Genomic DNA, 18,692 nt, shown 5'->3' on the forward strand with positions numbered 1-18,692 from the left:
TTTTGAATTAGTGCTGAGAGTTCACTTGCTCACTACCCTCAACACTAGCGACCTTCTTTGGCAACGACACGTGTAGTAGGAAGTAACCCAATACAGCCGCTGTCGTTGAGCCCATTAGGATACCCAAACGAGCGTAGGTATCAAACTCAGCGTTAACAGAGCCAAATGCCAGTGAAGAGATGAAGATCGACATGGTGAAACCGATACCACACAACACAGACACAGCGAAGATATGCACAAAGTTAATACCTTCAGGCAGTTTCGCAATACCTGATTTCACTGCTAACCAGCTGAACGAGAAGATACCTAGAGGTTTACCAATCAATAGACCAAGCGCGATACCCAGAGGAAGCATGGATGTCAGACCGTCTAACGACACACCTTCCAACGAGATGCCTGCGTTTGCAAAAGCAAACAGTGGCAGGATACCAAACGCAACGTATGGGTGAAGCGCATGTTCCATATGTATCAGTGGCGAGTGCTCTCCTTTCTTACCTTGTAGAGGAATCGCAAAACCGAGCACAACACCTGCAAGCGTAGCGTGGACACCTGACTTCAACACCGCAAACCACAAGATAGCACCCACAATCATATAAGGTGTTAGCTTAGTCACTTTCTTAGAGTTCAAGATAAACAGTACCGCTGTCATTGCGAAGCCAACCGCCAGCGCTGAAGTAGAGAGATCACCCGTATAAAATAGCGCGATGATCACAACAACACCAAGGTCATCAATAATAGCCAGCGCAAGCAAGAAAACTTTCAGACTCACTGGTACACGCTTGCCGAGCAGCGCCATGATACCTAAAGCAAACGCAATATCCGTCGCGGCTGGAATCGCCCAGCCTTGAACAGCTTGTGCATCACCATAGTTAAACAGAAGGTAAACCAAAGCTGGAGCGAGCATACCGCCAACGGCAGCGATTGCTGGGAAGATAGCTGTTTCTTTTGATTTAAGAGCGCCTTCAAGTAGCTCTCGCTTTACTTCCAAACCGATTAGCAAGAAAAAGACAGCCATCAAGCCATCGTTGATCCAATGCGACACAGACATACCAAATACGTAGGTATGAAGAAAACCTTGGTATGCATCATTCAACGATGTATTTGCGATTGTCATAGCAACTGCAGCCGCAATTACCAGCAGAATGCCCCCGGCAGACTCCATTTTGAAGAAATCGCGAATCATGTCATTCATTATATTGCCCTTATATTTATTATGTTAATAAGCGATTAACAAAGAATACAGTTGAGTTTATAGAGTTCGCCAACACAGTAAAAATCGCTTCTTTAGAGTAAATGATTCGGTTTTTCCGATAAAAACCGTTCGAATGCCATTTATTTTCCTTAGTTAATTATAGGCAAAGTCAACGCTTTTCCATATAAAAACGCAAAAGCCACTTCATATTACAAGAGAAGTGGCTCTGGTACGATTGAAACACAACAGTTTGTACACCCATCAAAATCTAGGTTAGTAACCGGTAAGTTGCATAAACCCCTTGGCTTTGTGACTTCCCGTTGTGGTAATTGGCCCTTCCCAATATGGCAAAACAAAAGGAAGCCACAAGTTGGAGTTCAATACTTGGGTATTTAATCGGATTCCATAATCAGGGACATTGATTGCCCATTGCATAGGAATCGATCTTCCATTGTTGAAATCGGCGGACATCACGGGCGTGATATCGATTTGATCATTGGTGAGCGTAACGACTTTGCCATCATTGGTTGATAGCGTGCCGAACAAATAAGGCAACTGCTGATCATGACGATAGCGACTAACCGATAAGGTTGTCTCATCATCAAGCTGGAACACAAACCAATCCCAGCCTTGTTGCCCTTCGGCTAGCAAACCACTTCCCCACTCTTTGCTCATCCAGCCTTTGCCTTCGACTGGCACAACCTTGTTTCCGCCAAGATCCAACAGGCCTTTAACGTTCAAAAATGGGGCTGTTATATTGTGAGAAGCGATGGGCAACAAATCGTGTTTAACAACGTAACCACGTTCTCCGGGAATGACAAACGGCCCGCGCGTCGACGTGGTGAGGCGAAGACCAAAAGTATCCGTCTGAGCGTCCAATAGCCCAGGGAAAGGTGTCTGTCCCAAAGAGCGCCAGAACCAGTTATCAATCCATAATTTGAATGGTTTGACCGTCATGCCGGCTTGTCCGATCCCACCCCGTGCGACTCGCTGCTCACGCCAGACACGGTGCTTATCAGAAATAACAACATGAGAAATATAGAGTTGAGGGCTTTGCCAACCTGATAAGTTACTGTCGCTGTTCGCGATACGGAAGTAACTCCATTGGACACCGTACTGGTTGCCTCTTTTATCAACGACATTGGCAAAGAAGTGCCACCATCCATGCTGATATTGGTTGTGAAACGCGAAGTCTTCAGGCAACACCACAGGATTGTCAGGCAGCACTGGTTCAAACACTTTATCCGCTTGAGAGCGGAACATCGCGTTCATTCCATTGTGGTTGTCGACGCTGTCGAGTTGGTTCGAGTGATGAAAATAAAGTGCTGAAATTATACCTGCCGCAATAGCGATAATTGCTATGATCACGAGAGTGAATTTCGAGCTCTTCATTTACAACGCATCCCTTAATGACTTCATCGGCGTATTTCTCACCATCCGTAGAACAGGCAACGCACCAGCCAACATCAAAGAGAGCATAGCAAGCGACGCAGTCTGAAGATATTCGGTTGGTATGAATTGTAGTTCCAGAGTCCAACCAAATGACTGTTTAATGATGATATCCACCACAAGGCGTGCCAAAGCAAGCCCCAACGGCATGGCAATCAACATCGAGATAGCACCGAAAACAAACAGCTGCAAACTGCCCATTAAGATCAGCTCTCGTCCCGACATACCGACACAGCGAAGCAAAGCTATGTGTTTCTGACGAGAAACCTCCCCCGCGACTGTAGCGAAGAAAATACCAAACACCGCTATGACCAACGTAATATTGCCCAACGTATCCGCAATGGAGAAAGTACGGTCAAACACGCGCAGTGCATGTTTGTGAATATCACTATTATCAAACACTCGCTCAGAATCAAGCCTAAACACCGCCTCGAGACGGCGTTTCAAACCAATCGGATTGACATCCTCCTTGAGCACAGTGCCCAATGCAACCATGCCGCTTCCAGCAAAAGCGTAAAGCCAATTTCGATGGGACAAGAGCACTTGGTTATACGGGTTGCCATAGTCATAATAGACCCCGACGACTTGCCAACCTTGCCCTAGTTTTCCATCAAGATCGATGTAATCTCCGGGACGAATCCCGAGCTTAAGTGCCATCGATTCACTCACCATGACACCCTTAGAGTGGTGGAGATGATACCAATAGTCAGGAATACCAAGCTTGACCGTCAGAGCGCCTAACTCACCTTCAGACGGTCCGCTACTCACCACTTGCAGTGCACCATAGGAGGTAGAGACCTCTTTTTCCCATCGCCACCAAACCGACTCAACCTCTGGCTGTTTAGCTAACCAACCACTCATTCGAGCCGCGGTACTGGTATTCGGATAGATGTAGAGATCTGCCGCTAAACGCTGACTTAGCCATTTATCCGTGGTATCCCTAAAACTGCCGACCATCGTTTCAATACCGATATTGGCCGCCATCGCAAGCATAAAGGCCATTGTAGCGACACCTCGATAGCTCATACTTGCAGCCGCATCGGCGAAGAACCAGCGCACTTTTACCCAGCGAAGTGAATATGAAAGGCTTTCGAACACTCGCCAAATAATATAAGGCGTGAACAGTGCGACACTTAACAGCATCAAAGCAATAATGGCAAAACCCGACTCTTGCGTCTGCGGAGCCTGATAAATCGCAATCGCCGCCACACAGAATGCACATGCCAGCAATGCTTGAATAGTGAACTCTGCACCAGTAAAGCGAACCAGTGACAATCGCGTGGTAAGACGAACAGGCTGAGAACGCAGTAAGCGCACCAAAGGCCACGCACAGGCGACAATGGCACCTGCGGCCGAAAGATACAAACTGTAAAGACTCGCTTGCCAGTTCCAGCTAATCGCCAAACCAACGTTAGCATCGTAAAGATCGCTTAAACTTGCTGACACTGTTGGAATCAGTTGGTTTGCTAACAGCATGCCCAGCAAGTTGCCGCACAACCAACTCACCAAGACCAATGCAAGCAGCTCAAGCAACAAGGCCTGCGCAAGTTGCCAGCCTGATACGCCAGTCTGGCGCAAGATACCCACTAGTCGTTGACGCTGAGTGAGAGACAGAGACATCGCCTGATAGAAGATAAACAGACCGACTAAAAAAGCCAACATCCCCATCGCACTCAAATTCATGTGGAACGCTTGCGTCAGCGATTCTAGTTCTGCACGCGAACTGCGGTTCAACTCCATGCCATTAGGTAGAATAGATTTTAGCTTCGCCAGTTTTTCAGGTGGCATATCACCACAAGCAATCACGGAGATACCAGAGCTGCGCGCTAATGTTCTCAGTAGCGAGATATCGGCTAGAATACGAGTCCCATTTAGCTTCCCTTCTTGGTCGACCATAATCGGACCAAGCGTACTACCGTTATCTAACTGAATGACATCGTTGTCTTGCCACTTCATTCGAGCAGCCAGATCCGAACTGACAAGGATTGGATAAGGGGGATGCATCAAAGCGAGTGTTGACTGATCTTCGAGCAATACGCCAGGTTGAAAACGCAGCATTGCCACAGGGTCGATACCAATCAGCATCAAATCGACACCGCTCGCAGTATCAACTCTTAAACTTTCAAACGGTGCACATTGATGGAATCCATCACGACGCAGCTGGATGTAAAATCCTTGAGGGATCTTGCTTGTGGCATGCTTAGGACGCACACGATATGGTAGAGGGTTGGAAAATAGCTTTTCACCATGCTCATAACTTTGACGAGCATGGCTATTAATCGCCGTCACGCCAACTAAGAGTGATACACCAAGAGTAAGACCGAGCCAGACGAGAAGGATTTGAAAAGGATAACGCCTGTAGTGGCCCAGTAGTGCTTTAACTACGGGCCATAACATGCAACTGCCCTCCTTGGAGCCTTATCCTGCCTTCCATATGTTCCGCAACGCGTTCACTGTGCGTAACCAACAATAAAGTACAGTCAAGCTGCCTGGTTAAGCTCGTTAACAGACGCATCACCGCTTCTGCATTTCGCTCATCAAGACTTCCCGTAGGTTCATCAGCAAGAAGAATCTTGGGTTCCATATATAACGCACGAGCAATCGCAGCACGCTGTTGCTGACCACCTGATACCTCTTCAGGATAGCGACCTAAAAGCGGCATTAAATCCAAAGCAGAGAGAATTTGACGCCATAGTCCCTGATCTTCAGGCAAGCCTTTTAGCTGGCGACAGAAACGGATGTTATCCGCGACATTCAGAGTCGGAAGAAGGTTAAATTGCTGAAAGATAAGGCCAATGTTATTACGACGATAAGCGGTGCGCTTGGTCTCTGCGACAGAGTTCATCGCAAAATTGGGGAAAAGAACTTCACCAGAATCAACGGTATCAAGGCCTGCTATCAGGTTGAGTAAAGTGCTCTTTCCAGAACCACTCTCGCCCATCAGAGCAACCTGCTCCCCTTGTTTCAATGACAACTCAGCACCTTGTATAACAGGGTGAAATTCACCACCGTCTAAGTAGCCCTTACATAGGTCTGTCAGTTGTAACATCGATTCTCTCGTTAACCTTACAAATAGGAATGTGAATCTACACTAAATCGACCCATCTAGGAAGTAATTTGGATACTAGATCACAAGATATGCATCTATACACATCAAATAGACGCTCAATATCTAATTTTCGATCAAATTACGTATCCATTTGCGTGTACTCATCCTAAACAGCGAACCAAACCATTTAATCAGTTCTTCGGTCAAAAACAGCAAATAGATCCACTCTGGCGGCCAGCCTAAGACAATCGCCGCAAACGCAGCAAGAGGAATACCAATAAGCCATTGAGCAACCAGATCTTGGTAGAGGCAGAACTTAACGTCACCGCCTGCACGCAACACACCTACAATGGTCATCATCGGCACAGAGCGAAGTACGATACCAACACTCAATACAAGCATAAACTTTTCCGCCAAAGCGCGGGTTTCGGCAGACAACGCGCTAAAACCATCAAGCACAGAGCTTTGGACAAAGAACAGCAAAATCGCAACCACAACACCAACAAGCAAGCTGAGTAGCGTAACACCAATAGCTTGATAATAAACCGCATCATAATTCTTAGCGCCAATCTGATTACCCACCAACACCGCTGCGGCATTCGACATTCCTATTAGCAATGCTAAGGCGATAGATTCAACAGGCGTCATCACTGATAACGCAGCCAAACCTTGAACACCGGATTGTCCCATAATGGCGTGATAAGCAAACAAACCACCAGCCCATGCCAAGAAGTTAAAAGTGGTTGGCAGAGACAGTTTCAAGAACTTGATGACTCTATTCCACTCAATGACTCGCCGAATATCATCAACTCCAAACGCCAGCAAATGCTGCTTAACATGCAGGTAGCAAAATAGCGTGAGCACCTCTATCGCGCCGCTCATCACCGTTGCTATCGCCGCCCCTTTGATCCCCATTGCAGGCATACCAAATTTACCAAAAATCAGTACCCAGTTGAGAAAGATGTTGGACACAATACCAATGCCACTAAAAAAGGTGCTGATACCCGGCTTATGCATCGCTCGCAAGCCCACCGACATACTGGCAACACAAGCGACTGCGAACATGGTGACTGATGTGATGACCAGATAGTCGCTACCGAGTTGATTGACCTCTGGATCATTGGTTGCTAGCCCCATGATCTGGCTTGGGAAAAGAACAAATAGCAGAGCAGTCAGCGCAGCAAATAGCGTACAAACCAACCAAGTTAAAGCGGTGCTTTCACGCACCCCTTGTCGATCACCTGCCCCCCAATATTGTGCTGTCAGCAAGGCCCCACCTGTGGTCACACCGACTAACATAATGGTGGTAACAAACGTTGCCCTAGCAGCGACACCGACCGCCGCAATTTCTGCTTCGCCTAATTGGCCTAACATCAGAACATCGACCAAACTACGGCTTGAGAACATGATACTTTGCAGCGTGATAGGTAGAGCGATAGCAATCAGACGGCGGATAAAGTCACCACGGGTATGGTGCATGATTTGAGAAAGCATAGACAAACGCCACCTTGAGCTGCAACAGCATGAAAATAGAGAAAAAAATACTTGGTTATTATATGATCGGCTTAAATATGAAACCATAAAAATATCAGGGAAAATAAATGAAGAAAGTGCTGGTATTGGGGGCGTCAGGATACGTGGGTTCTCAACTCCTAGAACAGCTCTGCCAACGTGGTTATCTCGTTACAGCTGCGGCTCGACAAATCGAGTATCTTCGTGCGCGTGTGGCACCTCATCCCAATCTAACCCTGCGCTATCTTGATCTTGCCGACCAAGCGGCAACCATGGAGCTTGTGCCTCACTTTGATCTTATCTATTTTCTAGTCCATGGTATGGCTCACGGCCATGATTTCCTTGATTACGAAATCTCGCTGGCGGAGAACTTTAAAGCCGCCCTAGCCCACAGTAAGGTTCAGCACGTCATCTATCTGAGTGCGATTCAACCTCAGACTGGCAATTCAAAACATCTGCAAGCGCGGCGAATGACGGGGGATATTATCCGTTCCTCTGGCGTTCCCATCACTGAGTTACGCGCTGGAGTGATTATTGGCCCAGGTTCTGCTGCTTTTGAAATCATGCGCGATTTTGTCTACAACATGCCGTTGTTGATCACCCCTAAGTGGGTCGATTCACGCGCGAACCCAATTGCACTAGAAAATCTCAATCACTATCTGTTAGCCGTCGTGTTAGAGCCACCAACAGAACATCAGTTGTTCGAAGTAGGCGGACCCGACACTCTCAGTTATCGCGAACAGTTTAAAGTCATTGCGCAGGCAATCCACAAACCAATATCGATATGGTCGACCTCTTTGTTGACCCCAAAGATGGCATCACATTGGCTTGGCATAATCACGTCTGTCCCTTCAAGTATCGGTGCAGCACTGCTATCTGGCTTAGAACATGATTTTATCGCTGACTCGACAGCCATTAGGCAGCGCTACCCTCAGCAACTAGTGCGTTTTTCTGACATGGTCAAAAACAGCATAGAGCGTGAAGGGACTTTCGTTCGTAGTAATGTTTGGGGATTTGACCCAGCAGCTCTCTCGCGCTGGCAACCCGGATTTGGTTATTACCCTAAACAGACCGGAGCCAGTATTGAGACCGAGTTAAGTTCCGAGCAACTGTGGCAACTGGTCAAACAGATTGGCAGCAGACAACAAGGATATTTCTTCGCCAACAGTTTGTGGCGCACGCGAGAATGGCTCGATATTTTTTTCGGTGGCGGTCGCCCTATCAGACGCTCCCCGTCGGGGCCACAGTTGCAAGTAGGCGATTTTATTGACTCATGGAAGGTCATCCGCTGTGAAGAACAGCAGTTCATCTCTTTACTGTTTGGTATGAAAGGACCAGGGCTTGGTCGATTAGAATTTGCGATAGAGGATGTAGGCCAGTTTAGGCGCTTAACCGTAACGGCATGGTGGCACCCCCAAGGTTTCAAAGGGCTTCTTTACTGGTTTGCGATGATGCCAGCGCACATGTTTATTTTTAAAGGAATGGTCAAAGCCATTGTTCGAAAAGCAAAAGAGCTTCCACACTCGTAGAAGCTCTTTTCGATTACAGCTCGATGACTATACCGTCAAACTCAGAGGTATTTCTGCAAGCTGATTGCCTCTATTGGCTGGGAAAATCAAATATTCACCGTGATATTTCACATTTGATTTATAGTCGGTGACTTTATGTACCATAAAGCCTGCTGCGGATGCTTTCTCAACAAAATCCGCATGATGACCACGTACAAACCAACTCATTGGTTTCACTAGCTCTTCGCCATCAAAACAGTTATCACACTGATCTGCACAGAGCGCCAGTGAGTTTGGACCTTCAGTAAAAATCTGAACTTTACCGCAATTGACTAATGGTTCTGAGGTTGAGATCTCCCACCCTTGCTGCTCCATTGCATCAAGAAACGCATCAATCTCTTTGTCTTTAATCACACGTTCAGCTTCACCTTGTGGGAAAAACTGCGCATAGAACTTAGAGATTCGCTGGAAAGTCTGCATCAAACTAGCTTGATTACCTTTAGAACGACCGCTTTTTTGCCAACGAGTCAGGTCATCGACCACAATACGTGGATACTGCTGCGATTTTAGCGCTTTGGTCACCCAACGAACCAAATAAAGATTGTTTGCCACTGGCCCATTCACCAGCTTACCCGCTTTGTGCTCTCGAGCAATGTCATCCAATGCCGCATTCACTAGTTTTTGTATTTCTACCGTATATTCAGACATTACGCCTTTCTTCCAAATACCCAATAACAGGTAGCCGAGATCACCGAGCACAAGCTCATAACCGTTATCATCGGCCAGGTTACGCCGCCGGGCAAAAATGCCACAACAGCACCAATAATAGACCCAGTTCCAAAACGTAGAGTCCCTGCCAACGAAGAAGCAGTACCTGCCATCGTTGGATAACCACTCAATAATAGTCCCATGGTGTTACTGCCGATGGTCGACAATGTACCAATAAACATCACCACAAACACCACCGTGCCCCATAGACCTGCGTCGAGCAACCATGTAACAAATAGACCAATACCCGCGATAAGTTGAACCAGTAAACCAAAGCGCAACATGTTATGCGAGCCGACCTTTTTAACTAATCTGCCGTTAATGCTGGTCATAATAATCATTGCAACGATATTAAGCGCAAACAAATAACCAAACTGATCCGGCCTCACACCATAAATATCAATATAGACAAACGAACCTGCGGTCAAAAATGCAAACATGCCTGCAAAAGAAAACGCTCCCGAGAAGATAAGACCCATCGCCACAGGATTTTGAAACAAGCGTAAATAGTTGCGAAGTGTATTTCTGATCCGTAGCGGTTGCTTATTTTCTGCACTTAAAGTTTCAGGAATCTTCCACAATACTAGGGCGATAACAACCAAGGAAAATGCAGCAAGAATCCAGAAAATCGCTCTCCAACCGAACCAAACCGCTACATATCCGCCAATCATAGGCGCAATCAGCGGAGCAACCGTCATAACCAATGTGACAAATGACATCGCTCGGGTGAAATCCTCTCGGTCAAACATATCGCGAACAACCGCTTGGATAATCACGGCGGCCGCTGCACCAGCAAAACCTTGAGCGGTGCGAACCCAAGTCAATGCATCAATGCCATGGGTTGTTGCACTGACTACCGATGCTAAACCAAAAAACAGCACGCCCAGCAGCAAGACTGGTCTGCGTCCATAGCTGTCTGCTAATGGCCCATGAATTAACTGACCAATGGCGAAGCCTGCGGTATAGGCGGTCAAGGTAACTTGTACCGAACCCTCACTAACACCAAGATCGCGGGCGATGGCTGGCATTGCTGGCAAGTACATATCAATGGCTAAAGGGGTCAGAGCACCAATCGCACCCAGCACTAAAAATAGTAGAAAACTGATATGTGGAGTATTGGATTGCGCTAAGGATTTTTCAGACATAAGTCTCCTACTCGGCGGCGTATAAGATGCAGCCTCCGTGCTGCAACCAAACAGTATGTATAAATATCAACGATGTCGTGATCCGATCTATCCTCAATCAAATCCGGATAAAAAACCAGTTCCCATTCGGAAACAAAGCATTTCCCAAACTATCTATTAATTCCAGACAGATTCAATTTCTTCTTCAGTCAGATAACGATATTCGCCCGGTTCCAAGGTCTCACACAACTCGATTTCACCAATGCGTTCGCGGTGCAGATGTTCAACTTTATTTCCCAGAGCGGCAAACATACGCTTAACTTGGTGATACTTGCCTTCCGTGATCGTCAGTAATACTTCATTTTCTTCCGCATTCACCACTTCTAGGCTGGCAGGAAGCGTCAGCTCTTTCTCATTGCGCAACTGAATACCGGCCGCAAACTTGTCTGCGTAGTCCTCTTGCACAGGATCCGCCAACCATACACGATAGGTTTTCGCACACTTATGCTTTGGAGACGTAATTCGGTGCGACCACTGACCATCATCAGTAATCAACACTAGACCTGTGGTATCCACGTCGAGGCGACCAGCAAAGTGAAGATCTTCAATTTTCACTTCGTCCAGCAACACAAATGCTGTTTGATTGAATCCATCTTCATGCGAGCAAACAAAACCATCAGGTTTGAACAGCATGATATAACGTGGGCCGGGTTTATGTATTTCTCTACCCTGCCACTCAACCGTACAATCTTCAGTGATCTTAACCGCACCACTTTTCTGCACGATGTCGTTAACTGTTACATCGCCACTTTTAATGATTTTTGTTGCTTCTTTACGTGTTGCACCTAATGCATCACATAGATATTTATCTAAACGCATGAATACCTCATCTCAGTCAGGTGGGGTATTATAGTGCGACTAAACTAAATAGTTGAGCTATTTCACACATTTTATGTATACACTCCGCCCTTACCAGTCTGATTCGGTAAAAGCCGTAATCCATCACTTTCGTCAACACTCAACACCGGCAGTTTTGGTACTGCCTACTGGTGCCGGAAAAAGCTTAGTTATCGCTGAATTAGCGAGGCTGGCAAAAGGCAGAGTTTTGGTACTTGCCCACGTCAAAGAGTTGGTCGAACAAAACCACGAGAAGTACGAAGGATACGGACTCAAAGGCTCAATCTATTCAGCAGGTTTAGGGCGTAAAGAGACAGACCAACAAGTGGTCTTCGCATCGGTTCAATCTGTGGTACGTAATCTCGATCAATTTGAAAATCAATTTTCACTCTTAGTCATCGACGAGTGCCACCGAGTACCCGACGGTAAGAACACCAGCTATCAAAAAGTCATTACCCATTTACGAAACCTAAACCCTGGTATTAAGGTTCTCGGGCTCACCGCAACACCCTATCGACTTGGAATGGGCTGGATTTATCAATATCACTCTCGGGGTTTGGTGCGAAGTGAAGAACCGCGTTTCTTCCGCGACTGCATTTTCGAACTGCCTATTCGTTACTTACTTGATGAAAAGTTCCTCACTCCGGCAAGAATGATGGACGCACCAGTGCTGAGTTACGATTTCTCGCAGCTTAAACCAGCCAGTACAGGTCGTTATAAAGAGTCGGAAATGGATATGGTCATCGACAAAGCCAAGCGAGCCACCCCGCAAATTGTCGACCAAATCATTCATATGTCTCGCCAGAAACAGGGCATCATGATATTTGCCGCTACGGTTCGACATGCTCAAGAAATATTTAGCTTACTTCCTCAAGGGGAAGCCGCCATCGTCATTGGCGATACCCCGACACCTGAACGTGACGCCATTATCAGCGCCTTCAAGCAGCGAAAAATCAAGTACTTGGTCAACGTGTCTGTATTGACGACGGGGTTTGACGCGCCGCACGTCGACCTTATTGCTATTTTACGCCCCACAGAATCGATCAGTCTCTATCAGCAAATCGTTGGTCGCGGACTACGCTTATCTCCGGGGAAAGATGAATGTCTGGTACTGGATTACGCAGGCAATAGTTACGACCTTTATCAGCCAGAAGTTGGCGATCCAAAGCCCAACTCAGACAGTGAAATCATTACCATCCCTTGCCCTGCCTGTGGTTTTAATAATAACTTTTGGGGCAAACTCGACAACAACGGATTTTTAATCGAACACTTTGGCCGTAAATGCCAAGGCTATTTTGAAGATGATGAAACGGGTGAGCGTGAACACTGCAACTATCGTTTTCGCGCCAAATACTGCGGTGAATGCGGGGCAGACAATGATATCGCCGCCCGAATTTGCCATGAATGTGACGCCACTCTGGTTGATCCAGATAAAAAACTAAAAGAAGCGTTAAACCTAAAAGATGCCTTAGTCTTCGAATGCCGTGAAATGACCCTCTCTGTCCACAAAGACGATAAAGGTAAAAGCAGTCTCAAGGTCGCTTATATCGGGGACAACCAAGCGCAAGTTAGTGAGTTCTGGTCACTCTCTACCAAACCGCAAAAGCAGCGTTTTCTTGATCAATTTGTTCGACCGCATCTGGCAGACAAACATCGCCCCTTTGACGAGTCATCACCGACCAAAGTGGTCAACAATCAACATCGATTCCGCCCTCCTCAGTTTGTTATTGCCAGAAAATCCGGACGCTTCTGGAAGATGCGCGATAAGATTTTTGCTGACGAGTTAACTAACTAAATGCCATTCACTTGGTGTTCATAAACAAGTCCGTATACTGAGCGATAGAAAATGCGAGAAGGTATGATTATGTTTAAAAGTCCGATAGTTACGACGTCTGCCATCGTTGCCTGTGTGCTATTCTCATTACCAACAATGGCTAAAAAACATGACCAGCAAGATGGTCATGCTTTGGTTCAGGACGTACACAAGCCGGGAACTCGAATTGAGTTCGATGGGGATCAGGATGAAGTCTATGAAGCGGTCAAAAATGGCAACATTCGCCCTTTTTCAGAACTCTACGCGGCCGTTGAACGTGACTTAAACGGACGAATCATTCACGTTGAACTCGAAGAAGACGACGATATCTGGGTCTACGAACTCAAATTAAACCACGACAACAATATAATTAAAGTCGAGTACAACGCCAAAACTTTGGAAATGCTGCAAATCAAAGGCAGAAACATTAAACAAGCACTAAAAAACTAAGAAGAACTGAATATGAAAATTCTTGTTGTTGAAGATGAACCACGCCTTGGTGAACAAATTGTAGAGTCATTAGAAAAAACCGGCTGGGTGCCAGAACTTTCACAAGATGGTATTGATGCCCTCTATCGCGCGACCTCCGAAGAGTGGGACGTCATCGTGCTTGATCTTGGCTTACCTAAATTAGATGGGCTGACCGTTTTGAAAGGCATTCGTGACGAGAACATCAACACGCCTGTGGTAATTCTTAGTGCGCGAGACACCCTGACCCAACGCGTAGAAGGACTCAATGCCGGAGCCGACGACTACCTGACTAAACCCTTTGAAATGGTCGAGCTTACCGCTCGCATTCGTGCGCAATTGCGCCGCGCTTCAGGTAACGCATCTCCTGTGATGCAAATTGGTAATCTCAGCCTCGATACGCGTACATCAAAAGTCATGTGGCAAGGTCAAGCGATTAGCCTCACTGCGCTGGAATATAAAGTCGTCGCCTACTTTATGCATAATCCAGAAAAGGTTATCTCGCGCACCGAACTGGTTGAGCATATCTACAAACAAGACTTTGACCGTGATTCAAATACCATTGAAGTTTTCATTGGCCGTATCCGCAAAAAAATCGCACCAAAAGTGATTAAAACCGTTCGTGGACTAGGGTATCAACTGAATGCCGAGTAACAAACGAACGCTGCTTAAACGACTGAGCCTTAAAAGCCGCCTCGTCCTTGCGGCCGTAGTCTGGTTAACAGCGATGATTATTGCAGTTGGTGTCAGCGTACCCAATCAGGTATTCAGCTACATGGTTGATGACACCAAATCACAGCTCACCATCTATATGGATGAGATCTCAGCATCGCTTGAAGCGGATAAAACCGGCAACCTGACCCTCACGAGCACACTCTCAGATCCTCGTTTCAATCGTCCCTATAGTGGACTTTACTGGTCAGCCAAAACAGACAAGGAACTGCTTCGTTCACGCTCTCTGTGGGATAAAAAAATCACATCGGAGAAGAAAGAAAAAGAGTATTTTGGCGCACGAAACGAGAAGCTCATTTACATAAAAACCACCCTTTACTACCCAGACTATGACGGCCCAATCGAAGTGATTATCGGCATCGATGAACAACCTATCGAAGATACCGTCGGCAGCCTTATGAGCCAATTGTGGATTATTCTTGCCCTGCTCTATTTTGGCGTTCTGGCGGTCATTTTCTTGCAGGTTCAATGGTCACTCAGTCCGTTGACGAAAATGCACAAAGAACTCTCTCAGTTACGTTCTGGTGAAAAGACTCAGCTAGATCAAGACTACCCCAAAGAAGTCGCTCCGGTTGTGTCTGATCTCAATGCGCTGGTGTTCCACTACCAAGAGCTACTTGAACGCGCTCGACACCATGCTGGAAATCTATCTCATGCGTTAAAAACGCCTTTGTCGGTGTTAAAAAACGAAATCGCGGCGCTTGATCAGGAAACCCAGCGCTACCTACACCCCCCCGTCGAGCAGATTCAAAGCCAAATTGACTACCACCTTGGCCGTGCTCGTATGGCTGGCTCAAAGAATATTCTTTCGGTTCGAGCGAATCCTTCCCAAAGAGTTGATGCGATTTCGATGGCGTTCGATAAAGTCTATGCAGAGCGTGGCGTGACGCTTATCAACGAACTTGATTCCGATATTCAAGTGGCGGTTGATAAAACAGACTTAGATGAAATGGTCGGTAACTTGCTCGAAAATGCGTACAAATGGTCAGAAAGCATCATCCGTGTGCATTCCGAGACCTTAGCAGCTGATGACATCGCCATTATCATTGAAGACGATGGCCCTGGGATACCCGATGAAAAACTCAAACAGGCAATTGAACGTGGAGTACGCCTTGATGAGACGACGCCAGGTACCGGTTTAGGCTTAAATATCGTCAGTGAAATGGCACACAGCTACCGAGGGAAACTAACCCTGTCACGCAGTTCCATGGGGGGATTGAGAGCGGTGTTAACATTAAAGCTTTCATAATCAGTCATCATTCCAGTTGAGTAATCTCATCGTTGCAATAGACCTTGTTCACCTTATCCCACGGAATTGGTTCAACGGTAACACCCAATTGTTTTGCTTGTTTTGCTCGTTCTGCCATCCGCTTGCCATAAGTGATTCGATAGATTTCAGCATCGTTGCCAAAGGTGTCCATATCGAACTTCTCAACAGGTTCAAGACTATTAAAGCAATGATGCTATTGGACGCATCACTTCATCCAATTGACAATTTCTTTCAGATTCTGCGCACGATTTACAATTACTGTTACATCAGTAAGCGAGATCAAAAATCTCGTAGTGTCGCTCAACGTTGGCTGTAACTTGCCCCCAATATGAGTTCTTTACCCTAGTCTGATGTTTGTCGAAGGCTTCCCTATCGGTGAACTCTTCATAAACATCAAATCTGTTTGGATTTCCCTTGTTCTTAGTGACTTCAAATACCAAACAGCCGTCTTCTTCAAGCGTAAGCTTAGTGTGTGTTGGTAGCTCTTGCTCAACGGTTTGTAAATCTTCACACGAGACTACGATGAAGCCCTTCAGTATGATTTTAGACATTTGCACTCCTTGCAATGGCGATGCTATTGGTGTGAGCATAAGTAAAAAGGGGATGTTTTACCATCCCCTAAATTCATCAACACGAAAGCGCAATAGCTTGCTATTGCTGGCGTTTTTTATTCTGACTGACCTACAAAAGAGCGAAATCAGTCATCAATCCAGCTTAGTAATTTCTTCTTTGGAAAAGACCTTGTTAACCTTATCCCACGGAATTGGATCGAGCGTCGCACCAAGTTGTTTGGCTCTTTCTGCCATCCGCTTGCCATAATTGATTCGATAGATTTCAGCATCGTTGCCAAAGGAATCCATATCGAGCTCCTTAATAGGTTCAAGCTCTGTGACAAACTTGTACTCGGCACAGCCCCGTATCCATATTTTGGTTTTTCCGTTGGGTATGAAACCAAATACAATATCATTGCGGTAACATTCAAGTTCGACCCCATCCCATGTTATGTATTTATCTTTAATGACCATTTGATCTTTTAGTCGGTCAGGTAACTCAAATTGAGTGATAAACGATTTTGCGTTGCTTATTGACGTCCAGTAAATGGTGATGCTATCAGGTAAGTTATTTGTACCTGCGACTTGGCTTGAGTAACCAATTGGTGCGCCAAGAACGATGCCATACCCATCATACGATGGATACGATTTCGTCATATAGTCATATTCAGTTCTATAAAAATACTGTAGATAATTATGTACAAAGGAAATCCAACCTCCCTGCTTATTTTCTCCATAAGCTTTGGTTACTTTAACTGGATACAAGGTCGACATAGCATAGCCAACACGCCATTTAGGCATATCTTCCGGTACGTTAGGCGCTCGACTAAATGCATTAGCATTTGCATAAGTGATAAGCCCTAACAGGGCAATAAACCACTTTATATCAAGACATCTCATAGCATCGTGCCCTCTACTTATCTTGGAAAAGGTCAAAACACATCATAGTTCGAGCTTAGTAATTTCTTCTTTGGAAAAGACCTTGTTAACCTTATCCCACGGAATTGGATCGAGCGTCGCACCAAGTTGTTTGGCTCTTTCTGCCATATCCTCGCTATAATTGTCTCGAATAATTTCCGCATCATTGCCAAAGGAATCCATATCGAGCTCCTTAATAGGTTCAAGCTCTGTAACAAACTTGTACTCGCCACAGCCATCTAGCCACACTTTTGTATTTCCGTTGGGTAGAAAGCCAAAAACAATATCACTTCGGTAACAGTGAGTGTTAAAGCCGTCAAAGCGGATGAATGGCTCTTTGGTGCTCATCACCGTTTTCATCTTAGGCGTTAGATCAAATTTGGTCGCAAAAAACCTTTGATTGGTGACGGAAGCCCAGTAAAGATAAATGCTATCGGGAAGAGCACTCGTCGGCGCTACCTGGCTTTTTATCTCAACTGGTATACCTAATGCGATACTGTAGCCATCGTAATTCGGGGCATACTTTCTCATCTCTTTAAGCTCAGTTCTGCCAAAAAAAAGCACATCATTATGAATAAATGAGGTCCAACCTCGGCTGTCATTAACACCATAGGCTTGAGTCACTTTAACTGGATACAAGGTCGACATAGCATAACCTATACGCCATGCCGGCATATCTTCCGGTACGTTAGGCACCCGACTAAATGCATTAGCATTTGTAAAAGCGATAAGCACTAACAGGGCAATAAACCACTTTATATCAATACAACTCACAGCATCGTGCCCTCTACTTATCTTGGAAAAGGTCAAAACATGTCATAGTTCGAGCTTAGTAATTTCTTCTTTGGAAAAGACCTTGTTATACCCCTGATCATTGAAAATGCTTGATTTTATTTAGAATCAGGATCATGCTACGAACCATGAAAATTACACTGACTCCTCAGCAGAAACTGCAACTCGAACAAATGCACGATTCTACTCGTGATGGTCGAGTGCGTGACCGTATTAAAGCAGTATTGCTTACCACAGAGGGGTGGAGTCAGACCATGATTGCTCAAGCTCTTCGCATTCATGAATCAACCGTTGCACGCCACCTTAGTGACTACGTTCTTTCTGAAAAACTTAAGCCTGAAAATGGCGGAAGCCAAAGCAAGCTTTCTGCTACTCAAACCATGCACCTAATCGAGCATTTGACTGAGAAAACCTATTCTCACACTCATCAAATTGTCGCCTACGTTAAAGAGGCATTTGGACTTGATTATACGGTCTCTGGTATGAACAAATGGCTTCACCACAATGGCTTTAGCTACAAGCAACCGAAAGGCGTTCCACACAAGTTTGATAAAGCAAAACAGCAAGCATTCATAGAGGCTTATGAAGCTCTAAAGGCAAGCTGTGGCAAGGATGAATCGATAGTCTTTATCGATGCAGTTCACCCAAC

18 protein-coding genes are annotated in these 18,692 nt (G+C 45.9%); 6 read left to right on the forward strand and 12 right to left on the reverse strand.

Annotation, left to right across the window (positions count from 1 at the left end; genetic code table 11):
- Positions 1–7: 7 nt before the first annotated feature.
- The 5 genes from nhaA to DA100_RS09960 form a co-directional block, all read right to left on the reverse strand.
- Entirely contained in the window at positions 8–1,192 is a 1,185-nt protein-coding gene (nhaA, locus tag DA100_RS09940) for a Na+/H+ antiporter NhaA (RefSeq protein ID WP_138971994.1), read from the reverse strand.
- A gap of 273 nt (positions 1,193–1,465) precedes the next feature.
- Positions 1,466–2,584 (reverse strand): lipocalin-like domain-containing protein, encoded by a 1,119-nt coding sequence (locus DA100_RS09945; protein ID WP_138971995.1) that lies wholly within the window; start codon positions 2,582–2,584, stop codon positions 1,466–1,468.
- A complete protein-coding gene (locus DA100_RS09950) occupies positions 2,585–5,038 on the reverse strand; it encodes an ABC transporter permease (RefSeq protein WP_138971996.1) in 2,454 nt (817 codons plus the stop codon). It lies immediately after the preceding gene.
- A complete protein-coding gene (locus tag DA100_RS09955; protein ID WP_138971997.1) occupies positions 5,019–5,690 on the reverse strand; it encodes an ABC transporter ATP-binding protein in 672 nt (223 codons plus the stop codon). The genes DA100_RS09950 and DA100_RS09955 overlap by 20 nt, the downstream gene beginning before the upstream one ends.
- 123 nt (positions 5,691–5,813) lie before the next feature.
- Entirely contained in the window at positions 5,814–7,190 is a 1,377-nt protein-coding gene (locus tag DA100_RS09960) for an MATE family efflux transporter (protein WP_171052193.1), read from the reverse strand.
- Between the two features lie 101 nt (positions 7,191–7,291).
- Between DA100_RS09960 and DA100_RS09965 the strand changes: the two genes are divergently transcribed.
- Positions 7,292–8,731, forward strand: a complete 1,440-nt coding sequence (locus tag DA100_RS09965; RefSeq protein WP_138971999.1) for a DUF2867 domain-containing protein — start codon at positions 7,292–7,294, stop codon at positions 8,729–8,731.
- A gap of 27 nt (positions 8,732–8,758) precedes the next feature.
- Here DA100_RS09965 and DA100_RS09970 read toward each other — a convergent pair whose 3' ends face one another.
- The 3 genes from DA100_RS09970 to rsuA all read right to left on the reverse strand — a co-directional run bounded on the left by DA100_RS09970 (position 8,759) and on the right by rsuA (position 11,481).
- A complete protein-coding gene (locus DA100_RS09970; RefSeq protein ID WP_138972000.1) occupies positions 8,759–9,418 on the reverse strand; it encodes a DUF2913 family protein in 660 nt (219 codons plus the stop codon).
- Complete coding sequence (locus tag DA100_RS09975; protein WP_138972001.1) at positions 9,418–10,623, reverse strand: Bcr/CflA family multidrug efflux MFS transporter; 1,206 nt, start codon at positions 10,621–10,623, stop codon at positions 9,418–9,420. The genes DA100_RS09970 and DA100_RS09975 overlap by 1 nt, the downstream gene beginning before the upstream one ends.
- A gap of 156 nt (positions 10,624–10,779) precedes the next feature.
- Entirely contained in the window at positions 10,780–11,481 is a 702-nt protein-coding gene (gene rsuA, locus DA100_RS09980) for a 16S rRNA pseudouridine(516) synthase RsuA (RefSeq protein ID WP_138972002.1), read from the reverse strand.
- Between the two features lie 73 nt (positions 11,482–11,554).
- Between rsuA and DA100_RS09985 the strand changes: the two genes are divergently transcribed.
- From DA100_RS09985 to DA100_RS10000, 4 genes are all read left to right on the forward strand, one after another.
- A complete protein-coding gene (locus DA100_RS09985; RefSeq protein ID WP_138972003.1) occupies positions 11,555–13,294 on the forward strand; it encodes a DEAD/DEAH box helicase in 1,740 nt (579 codons plus the stop codon).
- 69 nt (positions 13,295–13,363) lie between these two features.
- A complete protein-coding gene (locus tag DA100_RS09990; protein WP_138972004.1) occupies positions 13,364–13,762 on the forward strand; it encodes a PepSY domain-containing protein in 399 nt (132 codons plus the stop codon).
- Between the two features lie 12 nt (positions 13,763–13,774).
- Positions 13,775–14,434, forward strand: a complete 660-nt coding sequence (locus DA100_RS09995) for a response regulator transcription factor (RefSeq protein ID WP_138972005.1) — start codon at positions 13,775–13,777, stop codon at positions 14,432–14,434.
- Positions 14,424–15,761, forward strand: coding sequence for an ATP-binding protein (locus DA100_RS10000; protein ID WP_138972006.1), 1,338 nt, complete (start codon positions 14,424–14,426; stop codon positions 15,759–15,761). The genes DA100_RS09995 and DA100_RS10000 overlap by 11 nt, the downstream gene beginning before the upstream one ends.
- Positions 15,762–15,768: 7 nt before the next feature.
- Here the strand turns inward: DA100_RS10000 and DA100_RS20955 are convergent, their stop codons facing one another.
- From DA100_RS20955 to DA100_RS10015, 4 genes are all read right to left on the reverse strand, one after another.
- Complete coding sequence (locus tag DA100_RS20955) at positions 15,769–15,933, reverse strand: hypothetical protein (protein ID WP_171052194.1); 165 nt, start codon at positions 15,931–15,933, stop codon at positions 15,769–15,771.
- 115 nt (positions 15,934–16,048) lie between these two features.
- Positions 16,049–16,333 carry a putative quinol monooxygenase gene (locus tag DA100_RS10005; RefSeq protein ID WP_138972007.1) on the reverse strand — a complete coding sequence of 95 codons (285 nt, stop codon included), beginning with the start codon at positions 16,331–16,333 and terminating at the stop codon, positions 16,049–16,051.
- Between the two features lie 153 nt (positions 16,334–16,486).
- Positions 16,487–17,233 (reverse strand): DUF2931 family protein, encoded by a 747-nt coding sequence (locus DA100_RS10010; protein ID WP_138972008.1) that lies wholly within the window; start codon positions 17,231–17,233, stop codon positions 16,487–16,489.
- A 42-nt stretch (positions 17,234–17,275) separates the two neighbouring features.
- The gene (locus tag DA100_RS10015; protein WP_240800904.1) at positions 17,276–18,025 is read right to left on the reverse strand and encodes a DUF2931 family protein; all 750 of its coding nucleotides are present in this window, start codon (positions 18,023–18,025) and stop codon (positions 17,276–17,278) included.
- A 146-nt stretch (positions 18,026–18,171) separates the two neighbouring features.
- Here DA100_RS10015 and DA100_RS10020 point away from each other — a divergent pair.
- Positions 18,172–18,692, forward strand: a 521-nt coding sequence (locus DA100_RS10020; protein ID WP_171052195.1) for an IS630 family transposase, incomplete at its 3' end; no start/stop codon positions are given.

This window comes from Vibrio sp. Hep-1b-8 (assembly GCF_006124995.1).
GTDB lineage: Bacteria > Pseudomonadota > Gammaproteobacteria > Enterobacterales > Vibrionaceae > Vibrio.